19 protein-coding genes and 1 pseudogene are annotated in these 21,618 nt (G+C 62.4%); 15 read left to right on the top strand and 5 right to left on the bottom strand.

Annotation, left to right across the window (positions count from 1 at the left end; all coding sequences use genetic code 11):
* Positions 1-237, bottom strand: a pseudogene (locus tag VGM61_RS13145) (4-carboxy-4-hydroxy-2-oxoadipate aldolase/oxaloacetate decarboxylase); the annotation flags it as partial.
* Positions 238-340: 103 nt separating this feature from the next.
* Here VGM61_RS13145 and VGM61_RS13140 point away from each other — a divergent pair.
* Positions 341-1,564 (top strand): LysR family transcriptional regulator, encoded by a 1,224-nt coding sequence (locus tag VGM61_RS13140; protein WP_331523284.1) that lies wholly within the window; start codon positions 341-343, stop codon positions 1,562-1,564.
* A gap of 118 nt (positions 1,565-1,682) precedes the next feature.
* On the opposite strand, the gene VGM61_RS13135 is transcribed toward VGM61_RS13140, so the two are convergent.
* Entirely contained in the window at positions 1,683-1,877 is a 195-nt protein-coding gene (locus tag VGM61_RS13135; protein WP_331523283.1) for a hypothetical protein, read from the bottom strand.
* 112 nt (positions 1,878-1,989) lie between these two features.
* On the opposite strand from VGM61_RS13135, the gene VGM61_RS13130 reads away from it, so the two are divergent.
* Positions 1,990-2,388, top strand: coding sequence for an MbcA/ParS/Xre antitoxin family protein (locus tag VGM61_RS13130; RefSeq protein ID WP_331523282.1), 399 nt, complete (start codon positions 1,990-1,992; stop codon positions 2,386-2,388).
* On the top strand, positions 2,385-3,077 hold the full coding sequence (locus VGM61_RS13125) for an RES family NAD+ phosphorylase (protein ID WP_331523281.1): 693 nt from the start codon (positions 2,385-2,387) through the stop codon (positions 3,075-3,077). Before VGM61_RS13130 ends, VGM61_RS13125 begins: the two co-directional genes overlap by 4 nt.
* 46 nt (positions 3,078-3,123) lie before the next feature.
* Here VGM61_RS13125 and VGM61_RS13120 read toward each other — a convergent pair whose 3' ends face one another.
* Positions 3,124-4,650 carry a glycosyltransferase family 39 protein gene (locus VGM61_RS13120; RefSeq protein WP_331523280.1) on the bottom strand — a complete coding sequence of 509 codons (1,527 nt, stop codon included), beginning with the start codon at positions 4,648-4,650 and terminating at the stop codon, positions 3,124-3,126.
* Positions 4,651-5,511: 861 nt separating this feature from the next.
* On the opposite strand from VGM61_RS13120, the gene VGM61_RS13115 reads away from it, so the two are divergent.
* From VGM61_RS13115 to VGM61_RS13105, 3 genes are all read left to right on the top strand, one after another.
* Entirely contained in the window at positions 5,512-6,174 is a 663-nt protein-coding gene (locus VGM61_RS13115; RefSeq protein WP_331523279.1) for an SGNH/GDSL hydrolase family protein, read from the top strand.
* Between the two features lie 109 nt (positions 6,175-6,283).
* Positions 6,284-11,707, top strand: a complete 5,424-nt coding sequence (locus VGM61_RS13110; protein WP_331523278.1) for an autotransporter-associated beta strand repeat-containing protein — start codon at positions 6,284-6,286, stop codon at positions 11,705-11,707.
* Positions 11,708-11,742: 35 nt separating this feature from the next.
* Positions 11,743-12,150 (top strand): hypothetical protein, encoded by a 408-nt coding sequence (locus VGM61_RS13105; protein ID WP_331523277.1) that lies wholly within the window; start codon positions 11,743-11,745, stop codon positions 12,148-12,150.
* Between the two features lie 38 nt (positions 12,151-12,188).
* On the opposite strand, the gene phhA is transcribed toward VGM61_RS13105, so the two are convergent.
* Positions 12,189-13,076: a phenylalanine 4-monooxygenase gene (gene phhA / locus VGM61_RS13100; RefSeq protein WP_331523276.1), complete on the bottom strand. Its 888-nt coding sequence runs from the start codon at positions 13,074-13,076 to the stop codon at positions 12,189-12,191.
* A 126-nt stretch (positions 13,077-13,202) separates the two neighbouring features.
* Between phhA and VGM61_RS13095 the strand changes: the two genes are divergently transcribed.
* Genes VGM61_RS13095 through VGM61_RS13085 form a run of 3 tightly spaced genes read left to right on the top strand, consistent with a single transcriptional unit; the run spans position 13,203 to position 15,524 of the window.
* Positions 13,203-13,688 carry an Lrp/AsnC family transcriptional regulator gene (locus tag VGM61_RS13095; RefSeq protein ID WP_331523275.1) on the top strand — a complete coding sequence of 162 codons (486 nt, stop codon included), beginning with the start codon at positions 13,203-13,205 and terminating at the stop codon, positions 13,686-13,688.
* A gap of 13 nt (positions 13,689-13,701) precedes the next feature.
* Positions 13,702-14,523 (top strand): lysophospholipid acyltransferase family protein, encoded by an 822-nt coding sequence (locus tag VGM61_RS13090; RefSeq protein ID WP_331523274.1) that lies wholly within the window; start codon positions 13,702-13,704, stop codon positions 14,521-14,523.
* On the top strand, positions 14,520-15,524 hold the full coding sequence (locus tag VGM61_RS13085) for a YheT family hydrolase (RefSeq protein ID WP_331523273.1): 1,005 nt from the start codon (positions 14,520-14,522) through the stop codon (positions 15,522-15,524). The genes VGM61_RS13090 and VGM61_RS13085 overlap by 4 nt, the downstream gene beginning before the upstream one ends.
* A gap of 60 nt (positions 15,525-15,584) precedes the next feature.
* Here VGM61_RS13085 and VGM61_RS13080 read toward each other — a convergent pair whose 3' ends face one another.
* Entirely contained in the window at positions 15,585-16,202 is a 618-nt protein-coding gene (locus tag VGM61_RS13080; RefSeq protein WP_331523272.1) for a Yip1 family protein, read from the bottom strand.
* Between the two features lie 162 nt (positions 16,203-16,364).
* On the opposite strand from VGM61_RS13080, the gene VGM61_RS13075 reads away from it, so the two are divergent.
* The 6 genes from VGM61_RS13075 (at position 16,365) to cycA (ending at position 21,425) form a co-directional block, all read left to right on the top strand.
* Entirely contained in the window at positions 16,365-17,507 is a 1,143-nt protein-coding gene (locus VGM61_RS13075; RefSeq protein ID WP_331523271.1) for a PQQ-dependent sugar dehydrogenase, read from the top strand.
* 143 nt (positions 17,508-17,650) lie between these two features.
* Positions 17,651-18,031, top strand: coding sequence for a hypothetical protein (locus VGM61_RS13070; RefSeq protein WP_331523270.1), 381 nt, complete (start codon positions 17,651-17,653; stop codon positions 18,029-18,031).
* Positions 18,032-18,073: 42 nt separating this feature from the next.
* Entirely contained in the window at positions 18,074-18,562 is a 489-nt protein-coding gene (locus VGM61_RS13065) for an ABC transporter ATP-binding protein (RefSeq protein ID WP_331523269.1), read from the top strand.
* Positions 18,516-18,812, top strand: a complete 297-nt coding sequence (locus tag VGM61_RS13060; protein WP_331523268.1) for a hypothetical protein — start codon at positions 18,516-18,518, stop codon at positions 18,810-18,812. The genes VGM61_RS13065 and VGM61_RS13060 overlap by 47 nt, the downstream gene beginning before the upstream one ends.
* Positions 18,809-19,972: an AI-2E family transporter gene (locus VGM61_RS13055; protein ID WP_331523267.1), complete on the top strand. Its 1,164-nt coding sequence runs from the start codon at positions 18,809-18,811 to the stop codon at positions 19,970-19,972. The genes VGM61_RS13060 and VGM61_RS13055 overlap by 4 nt, the downstream gene beginning before the upstream one ends.
* Positions 19,973-20,051: 79 nt before the next feature.
* A complete protein-coding gene (gene cycA, locus VGM61_RS13050; RefSeq protein WP_331523266.1) occupies positions 20,052-21,425 on the top strand; it encodes a D-serine/D-alanine/glycine transporter in 1,374 nt (457 codons plus the stop codon).
* The last annotated feature ends 193 nt before the right edge of the window (positions 21,426-21,618 follow it).

The raw sequence follows: 21,618 nt of genomic DNA, 5'->3' as shown, positions 1-21,618 counted from the left end.
GATGTCGCCGTCGTGCAGTTGCTCGATGGCCACGTGGATCATCCAGTTATCACCGGGTGGAATGGACACCGTGACCGCCGAGCCGGCGATGCGCGCGCCTGCGTAGATGGGGCGAAGGTGGCTGGCGAGCAGGCCCTTGCGGCCCTGGGCCTCGTGGATCGTAGCCACGCCCAGCCGCCCCAGCGCGTCGACCAGCGCCTGGTCGGGCCTTTGGACTTTGGTATTGACTGTGGACATGCACCTTTTCCTACGTTCGGAATAGCGCAAAGGTGCGCGCCCTATATGGGGTTTGCCAAATTCGTTTTATGATCAGGCCATAAGCAAATACGATTGATTGCTCGTGAAGGACATATTCCAACTCAACCTGAGGCACCTGGATGCACTGCTTGTCACCGGGCGGTCGGGCAGCATGAGCGCCGCCGCGCGCGAGGTGAATCTGTCTCAGCCTGCCCTTGCCCAGGCGATCGCCAAGATGGAGCGCGTGCTTGGCGAGCGCCTGTTCGACCGGCTGCCCGATGGCGCCGCGCCCACCGCGGCCGGCAAGGTCATGATGGTCCGCGTGAATCGCGCACTGCGTTACCTGGTGCATGGCGGCCGGTTGGTAAGGCGATCGGCGCGGCTGGCACCGCTGCCGCATATCGAGCGGCGCGTGACCATGGTGCAGCTGCGCGCGCTGATCGCTGTCGAAGGCAACAGCAGCTATGTGCAGGCGTCAGAACTGACAGGCCTCTCCCAGCCGGCGGTGCATCGCGCGGTGCGCGAATTGCAGGACATCCTCGGCATGGATCTCTTCGTGCGCGTGGGTCGCATCGTACGGCCGACCGACGTCGCCAGCCGCTTCGTTCGTTTCGCGCGACTGATGCTGGCGGAGCTGCGAGCGGGTGTCGAGGAGATCGGCGCCATGAGCACCGGCGAGGCCGGTCGCGTGATCGTCGGCATCCTGCCCAGTGCGCGCGCCATCTTTTTCTCCGAATTACTCGCCCGGTTCACCACGGCGCACGTGTCGGCGGCGGTGAAGGTGGTCGAGGCGCCCTATCGCGAGCTACTCACAAGCCTTCGCCAGGGCGACATCGACCTGATCATCGGCGCCCGGCGCAATCCGTCGCCGCACCGCGAAGTGGTGCAGGAGGAACTTTACGACGACGATCCGGTGGTGGTCGGGCGCACCGGCCATCCCCTGCAGGGCAAGACGCAACTGGAGTTGCCGGATCTGCTGGCCTATCCCTGGGTCATCTCCGCACCGGGTATTCCCCTGCGTACGAAATGGGAACAGATCTTCCTCAGCCGGGGCGTGGAACCGCCCAGGCTACGCATCGAGTGTGGGTCGGTGTTGGTCACGCGCGGGTTGCTGCTCCAGGGCGACTGGCTTGCCCTCATTTCCCGCGACCAGTTCCTGTTCGAACACCGGGCCGGCACGCTCACGGAAATCGGCGACCTCGGCAAGGAGTTGCGCAGGGGCATCGCGTTGACGCGGCGTCGCGACTGGATGCCCACGCCGTTGCAGGCGGATTTTGTCAGGCGGACACATGCGCTGGCGAGGGAGCGACGCGAAGGGGTTGTTTAATCACCAATCCATTACTCGCTGGCAAATAACACGTCCTGCGAATTCAGCCAGGTTGGCCGTTCGGCCAACGCTCGCGTAGTAACGAGGGCACGCATGAAGCCAGGCACTAAGGTCCTGATCATGCTGTTTCCTCCCTGATTCGGCTCGCAAGCTTCGCGCGAAGTTCGTCATGAACCTCGCGCGCGTCGAAGTAAATTCCGGTCCGTTTCGTCTCTTCTCGTGATGCCACAGCCCGCGCCATAAAAGCGCGTTGCTGCCGGAGGAGGCGAGGGTCCGATTCGGTCGCCATCAGGGGCTGGTCAGGAATCTTCACGGGTCCATCCTTGGTTGAGGGTCCAGCGTGAAGCCTATCGCGGCCCGAAGGCTGGCACGAGCTACATGGATGTTGTAAACTGCCCGTCAACTTCACAGGTGAAGTTACTGCCATGGCCCAAACCCAGCCTTCCATCGCCCCCCTCCCCGAACTCGGCGGCCCGGCCCTGCGCGCCTTCTTCGCCCTGGCCGAGCGTTGGGAATTGCGGGCCAGCGAGCAGCGCACCCTACTGGGCGACCCGCCCGAATCCACCTTCTACAAGTGGAAGCGCGAGCAGGACGGCCATATCGGCCGCGACACCATCGAACGCATCAGTTACCTGCTGGGTATTTACAAGGACCTGGCCATCCTCTTCCCCGACCCGGCCCAGGCCGAAGGCTGGGTCCGCCGGGCCAACACCGCGCCGCTATTCGGCGGGCACTCAGCGCTGGAACGCATGCTGTCGGGGAACGTCGCCGACCTCTTCGTGGTACGCCAATACCTGGACGCCCAACGCGGCTGGAACGGATGAACGCCGAGCCACCGCTGCGCCGCGTGCGCTGGACGCAGGCGTGGCGCATCGTCTCCAGCCGATTCCCGCCCACGGGACTATTCGACCGCATCGCGAACCCGGCGGACCTCGACGCCGTGTTCGCCATCGAGTCGCTGACCAACCCGCGCCTGCGAGCCGAGACGGGCACTCTGTCGCTGGTGCCGCGTGAGCGCCGCATCTCAGGCCCCGGCAGCACACCGGTGATGGCGGCTTTCACCCATCTGAACCCGATGGGCAGCCGTTTTTCCGATGGGTCATGGGGCGTGTTCTACGCCGCGCGCACGGTGGCTACGGCCATCGAGGAAACCGTGTACCACTGCGAAGCCTTCATGCGTGCCACGAAGGAACCGCCCACCGACATGCAAATGCGTTGCTACACCACATCGATCGTGGCGCAGTTGCATGACATCCGTGGTGGTTGGCCGGACGAACAATCGCCCAGCTCCTACGTCGCCAGCGTGACGCTGGCTCGCGCGCTGCGGGCGGCAGGATCCGATGGCATCGTGTACGAGAGCGCGCGGCACGCCGGTGGCCAGTGCGTGGCGGCGTTCTATCCCGATGTCGTTTCGCCCTGCACGCAGGCACAGCACCTGGCCTATCGCTGGGATGGCTCGCGGGTGTCGATGGTGTTCGAACTTACGCCCGTCAAACGACCCAAGCCGATCTAAACAAACCGATAGTAGTGCCTGGACAGGCCGGGTATCGGGTCGCGTATTACCCAAATTCGGGCCCGTAACTCCAAAGCTCACTCCACAGTTTGCGCGCGGGGCCGCAGACAAAGATGTCAGGATGATCCCGGCTTTCTTCATTGACGACGCCCCACGCGTTACCCGAGTGGCCAGCGAGACGGCAATCGGTAAAGAGTTCATCGGCGCGCTCACGTGAACTTCCCAGTACGATCACTGTGCGTGGCGGTGGTTGCGGATAGCCACGTAGCCATCCTGAATTGAGCGCTGTGATCGGCGTTGGCAGGCCATAACGCTTGCCGAGAAGGGCGATAGCGCCTTGCTCGCCGTAGTTGCCCACCACGATGCCCAGGTCGGCCTGTTGTTCGGCGGAAAGTGCATCACGAATGGCGGCAACTCGCGTAACAAGCTGGTTCCAGCCGACTTTCTCACGCAGGTCGTTGTTCCTCTTCAGCGCGAAATCCCGCAGCGGACCACTTGACGTCATCGGCATGATGATCAACGCGGCGTAGATGCCGATAGCCGCAACACCGCTGAACATCAGTGCCGCGGTTGCGACCCGCCATGCAGGATGCAACGTGCGCAGCCACCGCTCTCCGATCACTGAACCCATGGCCAGCAGCATCGGGTACGTCGAGCTGACGTAGTAGAAGCGGCCCCGCAGAAGCAAAAACAACAGAAGCGGGACGACATACATCCAGGCAAGCATGCGGTAGCGGCGCGTTCGGAAGTATCCAACCAGACCCGCGAGCCAGACCGGCGCCGCAAACAGGTTGGCATTGATAAGGAACTGATCGCGCAGGAACCCGTCCGCGCGTCCCTGATTAACGTCGCGCGCGTGGATCCCCTGCAGGAACCTATAGGAAATGAAATCGTGCTTGGCCAGCCAGACGAGGTTGGGGGCAAATACCAGCAGCGCAACAACCACGCCGGCCCAGAGCCAGCCACTAGCGAGGTATCGCCGTGCATCGGTAAGCACCACGCCTACCAGCACGCCCACAAGCAAAAAGGCTATCGAATATTTAGTCTGCAGGCCAAGCCCCGCAAACAGGCCGATTGCCACCCACCAGCGCGGGTCGTCGTCGCGCAGCAAGCGGATCACGCTCCAGGCGATAAGCACCCACCACAACATATCGAACGACGAGTACTGGAACATGGTGGCATTGCCCATGGGCGCCGGTGACAGCCCAACGGCGATCGCCGTGAAGACCTGGGCCAGACGGCCACCACCAAGGTCACGCGCCATAAGACCGCTGACCAGGATCACCACGACTTGGGCCAATACCGAGAACAGCCGCAACCCCACCAGCGACAGCCCAAACAGCTTGAACGCCACAAGCTCGAGCGCAGACGTCAGCGGTGGGTAGGGTACGAAGCCCCAATCCAGATGCTGGGCGTCGCTCAAGAACTGCAGTTCATCCCGGTGGAAGCCGTATTGCCCGTTGGTCAACACGTGGCCTAAGCCAAAGAGCACGGCAATGATCAGTACCGGGGTGATACTTTCCTTGGGGACCACAACTGCAGGCGGGAGTTTGAACCATTCACGGCTGTGCACGTTGCAATTCCCCTGGATCGTTGAACCCAAATACTCGCCGGTCAGCGGCTGCCGGGCTAGATGCAAGGGGCCGGATTGACTCGATTCGGGGACAAAAGGTGGGCCGCTGGGGACAAGCGGTGGCTGCCCGTGGTCTTCCCGGCCGGTAGGTTAGGTCAACATCCCGAAAGGCGTCAGGGGTAGACAACGCTTGCTATCACTGCAAGGTCGTTCGACTTGGGCGCCTTTGGGAAAAGCCATCTGGTTCGGACGAGAAGGCTGGGTCCCATCGACGTTGAAGGTCCCTGGGCGCTGGGTATCGCTGCCGGCGTTCACGCCATCCCATTTGAGCTTCGTCCGATGGGCTGTCGGCGCAAACTTTGCGACGCTTACTATATGGAGTTGTAGCGGCGAATCCGGGATCATTTGCATGCCGCCGGGGCAACTCCTGGCGGTCGGGTGTAGAAACCCGTTTTTATGATCCCGGGTATCGCAGGCCCATCTCCTGCGGTACCCGTGATTTCCCGTCTTTCTATGGCGGGCGGTCAGGCGGGCTTCGGCCCGGCCGTATTGGATCATAAGCGGTTTTCTACCCTGGCTCGCCCGCCACTCTGAGTGAAAACAGAGTGGCGAATGCTCCTGCACGAGTCAGCGCAGGACGAATGAACCATCGGGTCGTGTCGGAGTGATCCGCGGCTGGCTAACCGGTCATGAACACCATGACGTGACCGGGGCTGACAGGCAGGGCATGCCTGGGTGGTTCATTCGTCCGGTCCGTTGGCCCATCGATACACCAACTTGCCACGATATCTGGCACCCTCATGGATCGCGACGAGGCTCCTTAGCCGTACGTCACTGGCGCGAATCCACCGCGAGGTCCCCATGAAACGCCTGCTTATCGTGCTGTTCCTGTTGCTTCCCGCAATTTCCTTCGCCAAGGAAAATGCCCACGGCGTATGGGACAAGGACATCGCCGCCTTCCAGGCCGAAGACAAAGCCAACCCGCCACCGCCGGGCTCGGTGCTCTTCGTCGGTTCGTCCTCGATCCGCTTCTGGAAATCCTTGAGCGAAGACTTTCCCTTCGTGCACACCATCAACCGCGGCTTTGGCGGTTCGGACCTTGATGATTCGGTGTATTTCGCCGACCGCATCGTTACCCCATACAAGGCCAGGGCCATCGTGGTGTACGCCGGCGACAACGACATCATGGGTGGCGACACGCCGCAGGGCGTGTTCGACGACTTCAAGGCTTTCGTCTCGAAGGTGCGCAAGGCACAGCCCAACGTGCCCATCGCCTTCATCGCGATCAAGCCCAGCGTGGCCCGGAAGTCCCTGATGGCACCGATGCACCAGGCCAACGACATGATCAAGACGTGGGCAGCCACGCAGAAGAACGTGGCCTTCCTGGACATCTGGCCCGACATGCTCGACAAAAACGGCCAGCCACGGCCCGAACTCTTCATCGCCGACGGCCTGCACATGAATCGCCAGGGTTACGACATCTGGGTAGCCAAGGTCACGCCGTGGCTGAAGTCACTGCACTAAGCCCCTGAAGCGAGCCACGGGCGGCTCGTCCTTCTCGATCGCATGCGGCAGCGCACAAGGCGTGCCGCCCATTCTTGCGGCAAGATGCGCCCACAACAGGGGAAAATACATGGAAGCACTGCGAGGTGTGGGCGCACCCGGTCGTATGACTTTGGGCGTCGGGTTCAGGCCGTGCGCAGTAGCGCTGGCTGTGGCTTTGGCACTTGGGCTGTCGGCCTGTGGCGGTGGGGGCGGGGGCGGAGGCGGCGCCAATGTCAAACCCACGCAACCACCTCCCCCGCCCGCAGGCGATACCACGTTCACCGGCGGCGAAATCGACGTCGATGCGAACAGTGTCACGGTGCTCCCAGATAACCTCAGCGGCTCGATCAACCTGATCAAGGGTGGCGCCGGTACGCTGGCGCTCACCGGCACTAGCACGTATGCCGGCGGCACCACCATCAACCTGGGCACGCTGCAGCTTGGCAACGGCGGTACCACCGGCAGTATCGTGGGCAATATCGTTGACAACGGCACGCTGGCTTTCAATCGTTCCGACGACTTCAGCTTCGCCAATACGGTCAGCGGCACGGGCGGCCTGATCAAGAACGGCACCAACGTTCTGACGCTTACCGGCAGCAACAGCTACAACGGCAGTTTGCAGGTGCAAGCGGGTGGCCTGTACGTGGACGGCGACCAGACCGCGGCCATGGGTGCAACCACCGTTGCCGGTGGTGCGACACTGGGCGGCAAGGGCATCATCGGCGGTAATGTCACCGTCGCCGACGGTGCCACCCTGGCGCCTGGCAGCAAGGGGGCGATCGGCACGCTCACCATGAATGGCAATCTCAGCTTGTCTTCTGGTTCGAAGCTGAACTACGACTTTGCTGCGCCCGACGCCAGTGGCGCCCGGCTGGGCGATTTTATCTTCGTTCGAGGCGACCTGACGCTCGATGGCGTGCTCAACGTCAATCTTGCAGCGGGAGATATGCCGGGCCCTGGCGTCTACCATCTGTTCTTTTACGGCGGCACCTTGATCGACAACGGTTTAAGCGTGCCCGATGGCTGGCTCGTACAGACCGGCTCGGAGAAGAACGTCAATTTGATCAACACGCAGGGCATGACTTTTAGTTTCTGGGATGTTGGCGCAAAAAATGACCACGTGAACAACGGCGGCGGTGGCATCTGGCAAAACAATAGTCCGGCTTCCAACACCAACTGGACCGATGCTAGCGGCGCAGTCAATACAACGTTTAACGACGGTTCCTTCGCGGTGTTTCAGGGTGCGTACGGCACAGTAACTGTCGATGCCGCCAATGGCGACATCAATGTTGCTGGGATGGAATTGGGCAACGGATACGTGGTGCAGGGCGATGCTATCCACATGGTTGGCAGCGAAAACGACCCGACACATTCAATCATCCGCGTGGCTAACGGCACCACGGCCGGCCTAACCTACGCCGCCACCATCAACAGCGTACTTGCTGGCAGCGTGGGCTTGGTCAAGACCGACGCAGGCACGCTCGTGCTCGGTGGCGAAAACACCTACACGGGCGGCACCACAGTAAGTGGCGGCACACTGCAGATCGGCAATAGATTTACCAGCGGATCGATTATTGGCAACGTCACCGACAACGCCACCCTGGCTTTTTTCCGCAGCGATCTCTACAACTTCGACGGCGTCATCAGCGGTAGCGGCTCGGTGACACAGGCCGGGATCGGTACACTGGTACTTACCGGCAACAACACATACGGCGGTGGAACTACGATCAGCGACGGCGTTCTGCAGATCGGCAACGGCGGTACGACTGGCTGGATCACCGGTGACATCGTCAACAATCGGTATGTGAGATTTAATCGCGGCGACGATGTGATCTTCAACAGCAACATCACCGGGACCGGCGCGTTGATCAAGGACGGTGCAGGAACCCTGATCCTGACCGGCAACCTCACTGAGGACGGCACCCAGACCTATTACAATACCGACCCTACGACCATCTCTGCCGGCACTCTGCAGATTGGTAATGGCGGCACCACCGGTTCGATCACCGGCGACATCACCAACAATGCTTCGCTGGTGTTCGACCGCAGCGATACCGTGACCTTCGACGGCAAGGTCAGCGGCAATGGTTCGATGACCCAGGCTGGCACCGGCACGCTGATCTTGACCAACAGCAACTACCTCCCCAATGGCATCACCATCAGCAGGGGCACGTTGCAGGTAGGCAACGGTGGCACGACCGGCCAGATTTTCGGCGGCGACACGACGAACAGCGGAACCTTGGTGTTCAATTACGGAAGCTCGCCCGGCACAATATTTGGCTACGGCGGTTTGATAAGCGGCAGCGGCAACCTGATCAAGGAAGGGGCGGGCGCCTTTTCGCTGAGTGCCAACAACACGTATACCGGCGGCACGCTTATTAGCGGCGGTACGTTGCAACTGGGCAGTCAAGGCAGCACGGGCTGGGTCGCGGGCGACATCACGAACAATGGGAAGCTGGCATTTAACCGAACGGACGACGTTGTGTTCAGCCATCAGGTCACGGGCACCGGCTCGGTGCAAAAGATGGGCTTCAACACGCTCACTGTCACTGGCGATTTCAAGAATACCGGCGTTACCGAGATCGATTTGGGTACGCTGCAGATTGGTAACGGCGGCACCACGGGTTCGCTAGTCGGCGATGTAGTTAACGGTGGGACGTTAGCTTTCGATCGCAGTAACGACTTGACCTACAGCGGCGCCATCAGTGGCACGTATGGAAAGCTGATCAAGTTAGGCACAAATACCCTGACACTCACCGGCGTGAACACGTTTGGCAGCTTAAGAATTGACGGCGCGACGTATGTCACAGACGGGACGCTGAGGGTCGCGAGCGGGGCGTCGCTCAGTTCTAAGATTCTGGTGGGTGGCAACAATGCCCACGCGGTCCTGCAGATTGACCAAGGCGCGAGCACGGGGTTCGCTGAGCTTGAGGATGGCGCAACAGTGGACAATTCGGGCGTCATGACGACGGAGGCTGTCAACGTCCCGTTCGTGAGTGGTGGCGCAGTTAATGTGCTGAACCACAATGGCGGCGTCATTGACAACGAGCATCCGTCCTATTCGATTGACGTGCCCGCCGTCCAGTTGGGTCTGAATAGTACATTGACCAACGGCACTGGCAGCCTGATTCGTGGTTTCACCGGCGTGACATCACAAGGTGTGGTGAACAATACCGGAGGAACCATCTCAGGCAACTTTTCTGACGGTATCAGCGGTAGTCCAACCTTGGTCAACAATACCAATGGGGGTCAGATCACGTCTGGAAGCAATCCGCCGTACAATTTCCCCATAAGCTTCGGCATAGAAACCTTTGCCAACAGCGCCGTAATAAACAACCTTGGCGCAAGCATCATTCTGGGGAAGAATAGCGGAATCCTCATGTCTGACGGCGGCATAGTGACCAATGATGGAGCGAGCATCATCTCGGGAAACGTCGGAGTATCCATAGGAAGCCAGTCAAGCGCGACCAGCACTGTGAACAACACCGGCGGCAGCAAGATCACGGGAGCCCAAGAAGGAATTGGTTTGGGTTTCGGTGGTACTGTCATCAACGGTGCGGGATCGACCATCGAAGCGACGGCGGCACCTTCCGGTGATTGTTCGGTCACACTTGCCTGTAGCATCTACGTGCCCGTTTACCATGCTTTCGGCAACTACGGTTCGAACGGAACCCTGACGCTCTCCAACGCGGGTTACATCGTTGGCGACGTACAGATGGATCCAGGAGTCATCAATAACATCACCTTGATCGCAGGTGGATATATTCACGGCGCGCTGAGAATCGGTGTCAACACCCAGTCCACGCTGACGCTCGACGGCACGGCCGGCACCACCCAGCTGTATTCAAACGCGGTGACAGGCGCGACGACGTTCGGTGGAAACCTGATCAAGAACGGTGGTGGCACCTGGGTCCTGGACGACAACGCGCTGCAGGGCGTCGTCAATACATCCATCAACGCCGGTTCGCTGCATGCAACACAGGCGCTATCGGGCGACGTGGTCGCAAATGCCGGCGGTACGCTGGACGGCGTCCCCGGGGTGACTGGAAACCTCACCAATGCCGGGAAGGTCGCGGTGCACGGCGGTGACTCGGCCATCGGCGGCAACTATACCCAGGTCCCCACCGGCACACTGGCCGTCAGCCTGGGCAGTAAGCTTGCCGTCAACGGTTCTGCCGCACTCGGCGGCACGCTGGAGATCACCGGCGCCGGCAGCGGCTACACCAGCAACACGCATACCGATGTGCTCACCGCCACAGGAGGCGTCACCGGTACCTTCAGCCAACTGGCCAAGGACACCGGAGTGGTGTTTACCGCAACCACCATCAACTACAACGCCAACAGCGTGTGGCTGGATACAACTGGCCTGAACATCACCGCTGCGATCATGCGCAGTGGCGGGTCATTCACGCCGGCTTCCCTCGGCAGCGCGCAGCGCGTGCAGAGCGCTTTCACACAGCTGGACAAGAAGATCGCCAGCGGCACCCTCTCGGACGTCCCGGACAACTTCGTGAAGGCCGCGGGGGAGTTCCAGCAAGCGCCCACGGTGCAGGCAGCGCAAGCCTCGTTGCAGAGTCTGTCTGGCCAGCTGCATGCGGCCAGTGCGGCCATGACCTTCGAGGCCATCGATGCATCCAGCCGCGCGCTGGCCGATCGCTTCGACGATCTGCTCGGCAAGAATATCGGCTATGGCATGTGGACGCAGAACCTCGACGTGGGTGGCGACATGGGGCGCGCCGGCTTCGATGGCGTCGGCTTCCAGTTGAATGGGTGGCTGGTCGGCAACGACCTGAAGATCGGCAGTTCCGGCGTGGCCGGTTTCGCGTTCGGCCAGAGCCAGGGAAAGCAACAACTCGAACAGGGCTACGACCACAACCACAGCCGAAACACCGAAGGCATGTTCTACGCCGGTGCGCTCAACGGCAACTGGTACACGCAGGGCCGCATCGGCTTCGGTCATTTCCAGCAGGATGTGAATCGCCAACTGCTGCTTGGCACCAGCGCACAAGGTGTGGGGACCGCATATAGCGGCAACTACAACGTAGCCTATGGCGAGACTGGTCTGCATCTGAACTGGGCGGGTAGTCGCATCATGCCCTTCGTCAACGTGGAATACGCGAGCATTGACCGCGGTGGTTTCGCCGAGCAGGGCGCGGGTGGTTTCGGCCTGCAGGCGAATGCCCAGACGCTGGATCGCTGGCAGGCGGGCGTAGGCCTGCGCGCCAATCACCACTGGGACTTCGGCGATGGCCGCGCGCTGGATTTCCACGCGAGCGCGCAGTTCCAGCGCACCCTTGCTTCACGCGGCGACGTGTTCGAGGCCAGTTTCGTCGGCCTGCAGCAATGGCAGCCGCTGCTGGGCATTGGCCTGTCTCGCTACAGCGGGGTGTTAAATGTGGGCCTGGACGCCAGGCTGTCACCGCGCACATCACTGAACTTCGGCTACGACTACGAGAACGGACAACGTGATCAGGCGCAGATGTTGTCAGCGCATTTGGTTATGGCGTTCTAACGTTCAATCCATCGTCACGATGACAGGGGCAGTCCATGGAACCGAATTTCACCGACCTCAAGTTCAACCAGAACCAGAAAACTGATCTGACCGCACGCGAAATTTCAAAAGGGCAGAAGGCAGTTATCTGTGCCTTTCTTATCAATCTTGCCGCGGTCGCTTTGGTCGTGGTGCTGCCCAACCTGGACGTTTCCCGGACCGCGGGCGGCTACATGATTATGGGTTCCTGGGTACTTCGCCTAGGGGGCGTCGTGTTGGGACTGTTCGGTATCTTCAAGATTGCCAGCGAACTCGGGTGGTCGATCGTGGCGAAGATCATCACGTTCGTTTTCCTGCTGATCCCGCTGGTCAATATGATCACGTTGCTGGTCGTCAACGGCAAGGCAACGGCCTTTCTGAAAAAGGCTGGCTACAAGGTGGGTCTAGCGGGTGCGTATAAGTAGCCGACAGCACTGTTCAGCCACACGATCGAAAGCAGAGGCTAGTTGTCACCACCCGTCGCCCAGCCTTCGCGCGTACCACGCTGGTACACCTTGTCACCTTCCAGTACATCACCCGCGGCATGCACGGGACGCGTGGCCAGCTCCGCATACAGCGGGGTAAAGTCCGGCCCCGTGGCGTCGAACAGCTGCTCGAAGCTATCGATCACGAAGTAGGTCTGCTGGTAGGTATCGATGCGGTAGCGTGTCTGCATCACGCGGGCGAGATCGAAGCCGATGCGGTTGGGCGCTGGCGAATCGATGCTGTAGATGGACTCACCCTTGGAGCTGACGATACCCGCGCCGTAGATGCGAAGGCCCGCGTCGGTGCGGATCAATCCGAACTCCACCGTGTACCAGTACAGGCGCGTCAGGTTCATCAGCGCCTCGGGGCCGATGGCATGGGCCTTCATGCCGCCGCGGCCATAGGCCTGCATGTAGTCGGCGAAGACGGGGTTCAGCAGCAGCGGCACATGGCCGAAGAGGTCGTGGAAGAGGTCCGGCTCGGAGAGGTAGTCCAGCTGGTCCATCTTGCGGATCCACCAGCTCACCGGGAATCGCCGGTTGGCCAGGTGGTCGAAGAACACCTCGTCGGGCAGCAGGCCTTCCACGGCCACCAGCTGCCAGCCGGTAGCCTGGGCCAACACTTCGTTCAAATGGTCGAAGCGCGGGATGCCGCCGTCACCCAGCCCGAAGCGTTCCACACCCTCGAGGAATTCCGGGCAGGCATAGGCGGGCAACAGGGCACGCTGGCGCTCGTAAAGGATGTTCCACACCTGGTGGTCGGTGGCGGTGTAGCTGTCCCAGGGCTGGTCGACCACGCCCGTGGCGTACACCGGCACGTAACCGCGATCGGTTTGCTGGTGTTCAACGCGACGGGGAGTCTGCATGACGGTGGCTCAGTAGTTGGTTAGCCCTAGATTAGCGGCGAACACACGCAATAAGCTTGTTTTGTTGCGTCATGGGAGGCTATTGGCGCAACATACTCGATGTGAAAGCCAACTTGACGCAATAAAATGACGATTTCCCTGGACAAGACCGATCTGCGCATCCTCGCCACCCTGCAAACCCAGGGCCGGGTAACCAACGCGGAACTGGCCGATATGGCGAACCTGTCACCCTCGGCCTGCCTGCGTCGGGTGCAGAAGCTGGAGGCCGAGGGGGTGATCGCCGGCTACGCCGCCCGGGTGGATCCGGCGGCGGTGGGCCTGGGGCTGCAGGCTTTCGTCCGCGTGCAGCTGGAGAAACACGACAACACCAGCATCGAGGGCTTCGTCGAGCGCGTGCGCGACTGGGAGGAAGTGGTCGACTGCTATGCACTCACCGGCGACATGGACTACCTCATGCACGTGTACGTGGCCGACCTCGAAGGCTTCTCCCGCTTCCTGCTCGACCGGCTGCTCAACGCGGCGGGCGTGGCCGACGTCAATTCAAGCTTCGTACTACGCACGGTGAAGCGTTCGGCGGCGCTCCCTCTGGCGGCTTCGCGCGCGGCTGGTTAATCTTGCAGGCTTGATGACCCCCGACGCTGCCAGCCAGGCACCCCCCGACCGCATGCGCCCCTGGCGCTACCTGTGGCGTATCCCTTTGCTCGTGCTGCACGTGCTGTTCGGCGTGTTGATCTGCGCGCTCATCCTTAGCTGGTCGCAAGGCGTGATGAAGGATGGCCGCGAGCCCTTCGGCCATCGGGCCATCCGGCTGTGGTCCACCTGGCTGCTGCGTATCTTCGGCTTCCGCAGCCGGCGCTTCGGCAAGCCGCTGGCGGACCCAGTGATGTTCGTGGCCAACCACACCTCGTGGCTGGACATCGAACTGATGCACACCCAGCGCGCCGCCTGCTTCGTGGCCAAGGCCGAGATCGCCGGCTGGCCGCTGGTGGGCTGGATGGCCGCGCGCGGCGGCACCATCTTCCACCGCCGGGGCAGCAACCACTCGCTGGCGTCGGTGATGCAGGTGATGGTCGAGCGCCTGCGCGCCGGCCGCTCGGTGGCAGTATTCCCTGAGGGGGGAAGCGGCTACAACGGCGTACTGCGGGTATTCCACGCGCGCATCTTCCAGGCCGCGCTCGATGCCGAGGTACCCGTGCAGCCGGTGGCGCTGCGCTTTGCCCGGAATGGTAAACGCCTGATCGACGCTGGTTTCCGCGAAGGCGAGTCGTTCATGGGCAATTTCGTGCGCCTGCTGGGCGAGGCGCCCCTGGATGCGGAAGTCCATTTCCTGGAGCCCGTGCCCGCCAGCCCCGATGCGCGCCGCCGCATGGCCGAGGCTTCGCGCGCGCGCATCGAACAATCGCTGGGGCCGGTACCGGCCGCGGCGGGGGCCGGGGAACCGGCATGAGCCTGCCTCGGGGGGCAGATTTCAAACCGCCCTGGGCGCTGCGCAGCGGCCACATCCAGACCATGCTGTCATCGTCGGGCATACGGAGCTTCCTGCTGCCCAAGGCCGCGCACAAGGTGCGCGAGGGCGCCCAGGATGTAATGGTGGAAGGTGGTCCGGGTATCCGTTTGTCCGGCGCCTATACCGCGCAAAGCACCGGGCGTGCGTCGCGGGGACTGGCCGTGTTGTTCCACGGCTGGGAAGGCAGCGTCGACTCCACTTATGTGCTGCAGACTGGAAGCCGCCTTCTCGACGAAGGCTGGGACATCTTCCGGCTGAACTTCCGCGACCACGGCGACAGCCATCCGCTGAACGAATCGCTGTTCCATTCATGCCGCATCGACGAAGTGGTGCACGCGGTAGGCGACATCGCCCGGCGCTGGCCGTCGCGCTGCATGGCCCTGGCGGGGTTTTCCTTAGGGGGGAATTTTGCCCTGCGCGTGGGCATGAGGGCGCCGGCGGAGGGCATTCCGCTCGACTACACCCTGGCCGTATGCCCGATCATCGACCCGGCCGAGGGGCTGTTTTCCCTCGAGAAGGAAGCGCCGTGGTTCTACCACGCTTATTTCATGCAGAAGTGGCGGCGTTCGTTGCGCATGAAGCAGAACGCCTTTCCTAACCAGCAGTACTTCGAGCTGGCGGAACTGAAGCAGAACATGCGCGACCTCACCCGCTCGCTGGTGCTGCGCCACACGGATTTTGACTCGCTGGAAAGTTACCTGGAAGGCTACTCGGTGGCCGGCGATCGCCTGCGCGGCATGACCTTGCCCGCCACCATCTTCACCGCCGAGGACGACCCGGTGATTCCCATCGGCGCCTTCCGCCAGTTGACGTTGCCTTCGAACATCGAGCTGGACATCGCCGCCCATGGCGGTCATTGCGGTTTCATCCGCGGCTGGGACATGACCAGCTTCACCGACGAGTACATCACCGCCCGCTTCAACGCGATCGCGGACGCCTGAAAAAACAAGGGGCCGGGTAACGGCTAGCCGCTACCCGGCCCCTCATCAGCCTCGGTACCTTCAGTGCGGGTTGGACAGCGCCGCCGCGGAAATCGCCGCGCCGCCGATGGCCATGAACAGCACCAGGCCCACCAGCCACTGCAGTACCACGGCGATCACCACCGCCAGCGCGGTGTAGCCGGCCGACTTCTGCGGCGGGTTTTTCATCACCGGCGACATGCCCAGGTACATCAGGTAGATGCTGTAGATGGCGCCGGCCAGCGCCACCAGCCAGCCAAGCCACGGCAGGATGATGAAGATCCCCGCCACCCATGCGGCGGTATAGGAATAAGCCACCACCTTGAGCGCCTGCACCATGTCCTGGCGGCCATCGAAGGTCGACGCCAGCGCGTTGACGATCAGCGCCACCACGTACACCACCACCAGGCTCAAGGCGTAGGTGAGCACCGCCAGGATGATCCCCTGCGGGATCGGGGTGCGGATGGTGATGCCGAAGGCGCCATTGCCGATCAGGCTGTTGCGGATGAAGCCGGCCAGTGGCGGTATCGCCGCCAGAATGGCGATGTAGTTGAGGTAGAGCCCCTTGATGGTCGCCGGCTCTGCCGCGATCAGCGGCCACTCGGTGCGTGGCGAGCCCAGGATCTGCTTGACCCGGGTGACGATGCTTGCCTGATCCATACCTTCCCCTTACTTCCGGTTGAATGTTGTCGATCGCAAGAATTCCCCGCGTGGAGGAGTCTAGCCGAGCGCGGCGGTTTCGCCATACCCGGCAACCGGACGATGGCAGGGGCGAGGGCGCGGGTAGTACCCTCAGCGGCCCAGCCGGCGAGAGTGGCCCCGATGCGCGCTTCACTGATCACTATCCTGGGCCTGGTGGCCCTCGCCCCGGCGGCTTACGCGGCGCCGGAGCTCGACAAGCTCACCCTGCCGCCGGGCTTCCATATCGCCATCTATAGCGACAAGGTGCCCGATGCGCGCGAGATCGCCATCGGCGGCCATGGCACGGTTTTCGTCGGCTCCAGTGACGCCGGCAAGGTCTACGCGCTTACCGATACCGACGGTTCGGGCAAGGCGGACAAGGTGCGCGTGGTGGCCAGCGGGCTGACCCAGCCCATCGGCATCGCCTTCAAGGGCGGCGATCTTTACATATCGGCGATCAGCCGCATCGTGGTGCTGCGCGACATCGAAAGCCACCTGGATGACCCGCCGAAGCCTGAGCTGGTGACCGACAAGCTCACCCGCGACGCCCATCACGGTGGGAAATTCCTCGCCTTCGGACCCGATGGCAAGCTGTACGTGCCGATCGGCGCACCGTGCAACGTCTGCGATCAAAAAGGCTACGCCAAGCTCACCCGCATGAATCCCGATGGCTCGGGTGTGGAAGACGTAGCATTGGGGTTGCGCAACACCGTGGGCTTCACCTGGAACCAGGACGGCACCCTGTGGCTCACCGACAACGGGCGGGACATGATGGGCGACGACCTGCCCAGCGACGAACTCAACCATGTCACCAAGCCGGGCCAGCATTTCGGTTTTCCCTACTGCCACCAGGGCGACACGCTCGATCCGGAATTCGGCAAGGGCAAGCACTGCGCCGATTACACGCCACCGGCGTTGAAGCTGGGGGCGCATGTGGCGGCGCTGGGCCTTCGCTTCTATGAAGGCAAGGCGTTCCCCAGCGATTATCACCAGGTGCTGTTCATCGCCGAACACGGTTCGTGGAACCGCAGTGCCAAATCCGGCTACCGGGTGATGAGCGTGGACATCCAGGGCGATCGGGTGAGCGACTACAAGGTGTTCATCGACGGCTTCAAGCAGGGTGAACAGGCCTGGGGGCGCCCGGTGGACGTGCAGCCTTTGGGCGATGGCTCACTGCTGGTGAGCGATGACCTGGCCGGGGCGGTATACCGCGTGACTTATACCAAGGTACCTGGCGCGCCCAGGAAGGATGCGCCGAAAACCGGCAAGAAATCAGGAAAATGAACGCCCGCACAGCGCGTCGTGGTTTTACCCGCACTTCGTTCACGCCCAGTGCGCGCGGGGCGGGCCTTAATGGTTAAGCAAGACCGCGTGCCACTACCCTAAGGTGGCTACGTGGCGAGCACCCGCCCGGACTGGAGATCCCCATGAATAAGCAGGTCGAACCGGCCGTCGTCGCTGCCGCCAACACGGTCAGCGCCGCCGAACGTATCGAGGAGCGCGCCGAGCGCGTGAAGCAGGCCACCAGCAACGCGGTGGAGAAGACCAAGGACGCGGTGGACCGCGCGGCCGATAAAGTGGAGACAAGCCTGCATGGCGCCACCGACAAGGCCGCTGCCGGTGCCACCCATGCCACGGAAAAGGTCAATGAATACTCAGAGCGTGCGCGTGAAGTGGTTGGCGACGCCCGCGAACGCACCGACGAATGGCTGGAAACCGCCCGCGAATACGTCCGCGAGAAGCCAGTCCAGTCGCTCGCCATCGCGCTGGCCGCCGGCTGGCTTGCCGGCCGCATCCTGCGTCGCTGATCATCACGCACCTGTACCCAACCAGACGACCAGGGGCGGCGGATGACTGATCCAGGAACTGCCGGCGTACCGCCGCCGGAAGATCCGCCGAACCCACCGGAACCCTCCTGGACGGCGGAGTTGGGCCAGCTTGCCAGTGGGATCAGGCAGGTCTTCGGAAGCCATTTCAAGCTTTTCGGGGCGGAGGTGCGGCTGGCCAAAAGCGGCATCGTGGTGATGCTGTTCATGGCACTGGCCGCCACCACCTTTGCGGTGGCATTGGGCCTTACACTGCTCGCGCTGCTGGGCTGGGGTCTGGCCCAATGGTTCGGATCGTGGGCCTGGGCACTGGGTGCGCTGGCAGTGATCCAGTTGCTGTTGCTGTTGGGCGCCATCACCGTGTTCAAGCGGTGCATGGCCTGGCTGGGCATGCCGGTGACGCGCGCGGAAATGCGCGCCCTGGTACACGAGGCGACCGAACGCGGTCGAAAGGAAGGGGCAGAACATGAGCGTCTTCAAGAACATCGCCGCCGTCCGCCTGGCCCAGGCTGAGGTCCGCGCTTCGCGCGAAGCCGTGGCCGCACTGGCGGCATCGCTCTACGCCAAGGGCTATGAGCATCCGTTGACAGTGGTGTCCGCCGCAACGGGTGTGGGCGTGGTGCTTGGCGTGCTGGATGTCAATCCGTTGCGCGTGCCGGGGCTGGTTTCGATGCTTTCCGGTGGAGCGACGGAACTTGCCACCCGCGCGGTGATGCTCGCCGCCGGGAATTTCATGGGTGGCGGGGACGGCGGCAACTCATGAGCGACCTGCAGGCGACGCCGCCGACCCCGGCCACACCAGCCGTGGCCCCCGGCGCCGCGGCCTTGTTGAAAGCGCCGATCCTTCGCGAACACCACCGCAAGCTCAATGGCACCTCGATCCGCCGCATCTCGCGGCACATGCGGTCGATCCGACTGGTGCTGCAGACCATGCTGTTCCTGGCCATCATTTACACGGTGACCATCGGCAAGCCGCTGTTGATCCCCTTGTTGCTGGCCGGCTTCATCGGCCTGGGACTGAACCCCATCGTTTCGTTTGGCGCAAGGTTGGGGGTACCACGCTGGCTCAGTGCCTGCGTGGTGATGTTGGCCCTGGGCGGGGCCGTAGGCGGCGGCACCAGCATGCTGGCGCCGGCGGCGCTGAACTGGTTCCACCAGGCGCCTGAAGCCATGCGCCAGCTGGCGCCGAAGATCAAACCCATGACGCAGCAACTGGAAGCGGCCAGCCGTGCCACGCAGAACCTGGTGGGCGGCAACCCGCGTGCCGGCCAGCCGGCGCCGGTGGCGGTATTCAGTTCATGGGATGTCATCACCGGTGCGCCGAAGGTGATGGCAAGCGTGCTGACCGTGGCGCTGCTGGTGTTCTTCTTCCTGATCTATGGCGATGAACTGTTGCGGCGGGCGGTGGAGGTATCGCCGACCTTCGCCCAGAAGCGGCACACGGTATCGATCGTGCGAAGTATCCAGTCGGAGGTATCGCGGTACCTGCTGACAACGATGGCGATCAACGCCGGCCTGGGCCTGATCACCGCGGCGATGCTTTATGGCTATGGCGTGCCCGACCCGCTGCTGTGGGGCGCGGTGGCCATGCTCTTCAACTTCGTGCCTTACGTGGGCGCCATTACCACCACGGTGGTGTTATGCCTGGTGGGTCTGCTGCACTTCAACGATGCCGGTACGGCCATGTTGCCCGCGTTGAGCTTCGCTGCGATCACGGCCATCGAGGGCAACGTGATCACCCCGCTGATCCAGGGCCGCCGCATGCGGCTGTCGCCGGTGGCCATCCTGTTGTGGCTGCTGGTGTGGGGCTGGCTGTGGGGCATCCCGGGCGCGTTGCTGGCGGTGCCGATGCTTACCAGCGCCAAGCTGGTGGCCGGACGTCTGCGGGGCTGGGAGTGGTTTGCCATGATGGTGGGCCGGTAGATCCGGCCAGGGCACGGCTTCGCGGCGGGCCGCATGGCTGCTATCGTCAGAGGGAATATCCCGCGAGCGATCCCATTCGATGCAACCTGAGCCCGATCACCTCCGCCGCAGTCTTTCCAACCGCCACCTGCAACTGATCGCCATCGGCGGTGCCATCGGTACCGGGTTATTCATGGGGTCGGGGAAAACCATCAGCCTGGCCGGGCCGTCGATCCTGCTGGTGTACCTGATCATCGGCGTGATGCTGTTCTTCGTGATGCGGGCGATGGGCGAGTTGTTGTTGTCGAACCTCGAATACAAGTCGTTCATCGACTTCTCCACCGACCTCCTGGGCCCATGGGCAGGCTTCTACTGCGGCTGGACATACTGGTTCTGCTGGATCATCACGGCGATTGCCGATGTGATCGCCATCGCCGCCTACGTGCAGTACTGGTTCCCGGGCATGCCTGCCTGGATACCCGCGGTGCTTTGCGTACTGCTGTTGCTTACCTTGAACCTGGTCACGGTAAGGCTGTTCGGCGAGATGGAATTCTGGTTCGCGCTGATCAAGATCGTCGCCATCGTGGCGCTCATCATCACAGGCGTGGGCCTGGTGGCCTGGGGCTTCACCTCGTCTTCGGGCAACAAGGCGAGCCTTGCCAACCTCTGGAACGACGGCGGTTTCTTCCCCACGGGAATCGGTGGTTTCTTCGCCGGGTTCCAGATTGCCGTGTTCGCTTTCGTCGGCATTGAGCTGGTGGGTACCACGGCGGCGGAAACCGCTGACCCTGAGCGCAACCTGCCCAAGGCGATCAACTCGATCCCCGTGCGCATCATCATCTTCTACGTGCTGGCCCTGGTGGTGATCATGACGGTCACGCCCTGGCGCCAGGTGCTGCCGGGCAAGAGCCCGTTCGTAGAACTGTTTGTGCTGGCGGGGATCCCCGCCGCGGCCAGCCTGATCAATTTCGTGGTGCTGACCTCGGCCACTTCCAGCTCCAACAGCGGCATCTTCAGCACCAGCCGCATGCTCTACGGCCTGGCTGAGGAAGGCCATGCACCGAAGGCATTCTCCAGGCTGTCGAAGGCCGCCGTGCCCGCGCGCGGGCTGCTGTTCTCATGCTTCATCCTGCTGCTGGGCGCGACGATGGTGTACGTGGTGCCCGATCTGGTCACTGCGTTCACGCTGGTCACCACGCTCTCAGCCGTGCTCTTCATGTTCGTCTGGTCGCTGATCCTGTTCGCCTATATGGCGTACCGGCGCAAGCGTCCGCATCTGCACGAGGCATCGAAGTACAAGATGCCCGGCGGTGTGTTCATGTGCTGGGCCTGTCTGGTGTTCTTCGTCTTCGTACTGGTGCTGTTGACGTTGCAGGCCGATACGCGTGCCGCGCTGATGGCTAGCCCTGTATGGTTCGTGTTGCTGGCAATCGGTTATGCAGTGAAGAAGCGGACGGCACCTACACTGGGTTAGTCGCAGGAGGCGTGTGATGTGGATACACTTATTCGCACGCCCAGCACGGGTAGGAGTCAGCAACGATGGCCACTAAAACCGAATCCAATGCGTTCGTTCGGGGCCTGATAAGCGTTTTTGGCGTGGGTCAGGCCTCCTACCACCGCAATCGTCGTGAGGCGATTCTCAGTGATGCGTCACGCGGGGTCGAAAT

Origin of the sequence: Pinirhizobacter sp. (genome assembly GCF_036499745.1) — a bacterium.
Classification (GTDB): domain Bacteria; phylum Pseudomonadota; class Gammaproteobacteria; order Xanthomonadales; family Rhodanobacteraceae; genus Pinirhizobacter.
The sequence above is the reverse complement of the archived record's forward strand: the minus strand, read 5'-3'. Positions and strand labels throughout refer to the sequence as shown.

Bases quoted from the DNA above. Each gene is read 5' to 3' on its own strand.
- VGM61_RS13130 (WP_331523282.1), top strand. From the start codon at position 1,990: ATGGCCCAAACCCAGCCTTCCATCGCCCCCCTCCCCGAACTCGGCGGC.
- VGM61_RS13125 (WP_331523281.1), top strand. From the start codon at position 2,385: ATGAACGCCGAGCCACCGCTGCGCCGCGTGCGCTGGACGCAGGCGTGG.
- VGM61_RS13090 (WP_331523274.1), top strand. From the start codon at position 13,702: ATGACCCCCGACGCTGCCAGCCAGGCACCCCCCGACCGCATGCGCCCC.
- VGM61_RS13065 (WP_331523269.1), top strand. From the start codon at position 18,074: ATGACTGATCCAGGAACTGCCGGCGTACCGCCGCCGGAAGATCCGCCG.
- VGM61_RS13085 (WP_331523273.1), top strand. From the start codon at position 14,520: ATGAGCCTGCCTCGGGGGGCAGATTTCAAACCGCCCTGGGCGCTGCGC.
- cycA (WP_331523266.1), top strand. From the start codon at position 20,052: ATGCAACCTGAGCCCGATCACCTCCGCCGCAGTCTTTCCAACCGCCAC.
- VGM61_RS13060 (WP_331523268.1), top strand. From the start codon at position 18,516: ATGAGCGTCTTCAAGAACATCGCCGCCGTCCGCCTGGCCCAGGCTGAG.
- phhA (WP_331523276.1), bottom strand. From the start codon at position 13,076: ATGCAGACTCCCCGTCGCGTTGAACACCAGCAAACCGATCGCGGTTAC.
- VGM61_RS13075 (WP_331523271.1), top strand. From the start codon at position 16,365: ATGCGCGCTTCACTGATCACTATCCTGGGCCTGGTGGCCCTCGCCCCG.
- VGM61_RS13070 (WP_331523270.1), top strand. From the start codon at position 17,651: ATGAATAAGCAGGTCGAACCGGCCGTCGTCGCTGCCGCCAACACGGTC.
- VGM61_RS13080 (WP_331523272.1), bottom strand. From the start codon at position 16,202: ATGGATCAGGCAAGCATCGTCACCCGGGTCAAGCAGATCCTGGGCTCG.
- VGM61_RS13095 (WP_331523275.1), top strand. From the start codon at position 13,203: ATGACGATTTCCCTGGACAAGACCGATCTGCGCATCCTCGCCACCCTG.
- VGM61_RS13115 (WP_331523279.1), top strand. From the start codon at position 5,512: ATGAAACGCCTGCTTATCGTGCTGTTCCTGTTGCTTCCCGCAATTTCC.
- VGM61_RS13105 (WP_331523277.1), top strand. From the start codon at position 11,743: ATGGAACCGAATTTCACCGACCTCAAGTTCAACCAGAACCAGAAAACT.
- VGM61_RS13110 (WP_331523278.1), top strand. From the start codon at position 6,284: ATGGAAGCACTGCGAGGTGTGGGCGCACCCGGTCGTATGACTTTGGGC.
- VGM61_RS13055 (WP_331523267.1), top strand. From the start codon at position 18,809: ATGAGCGACCTGCAGGCGACGCCGCCGACCCCGGCCACACCAGCCGTG.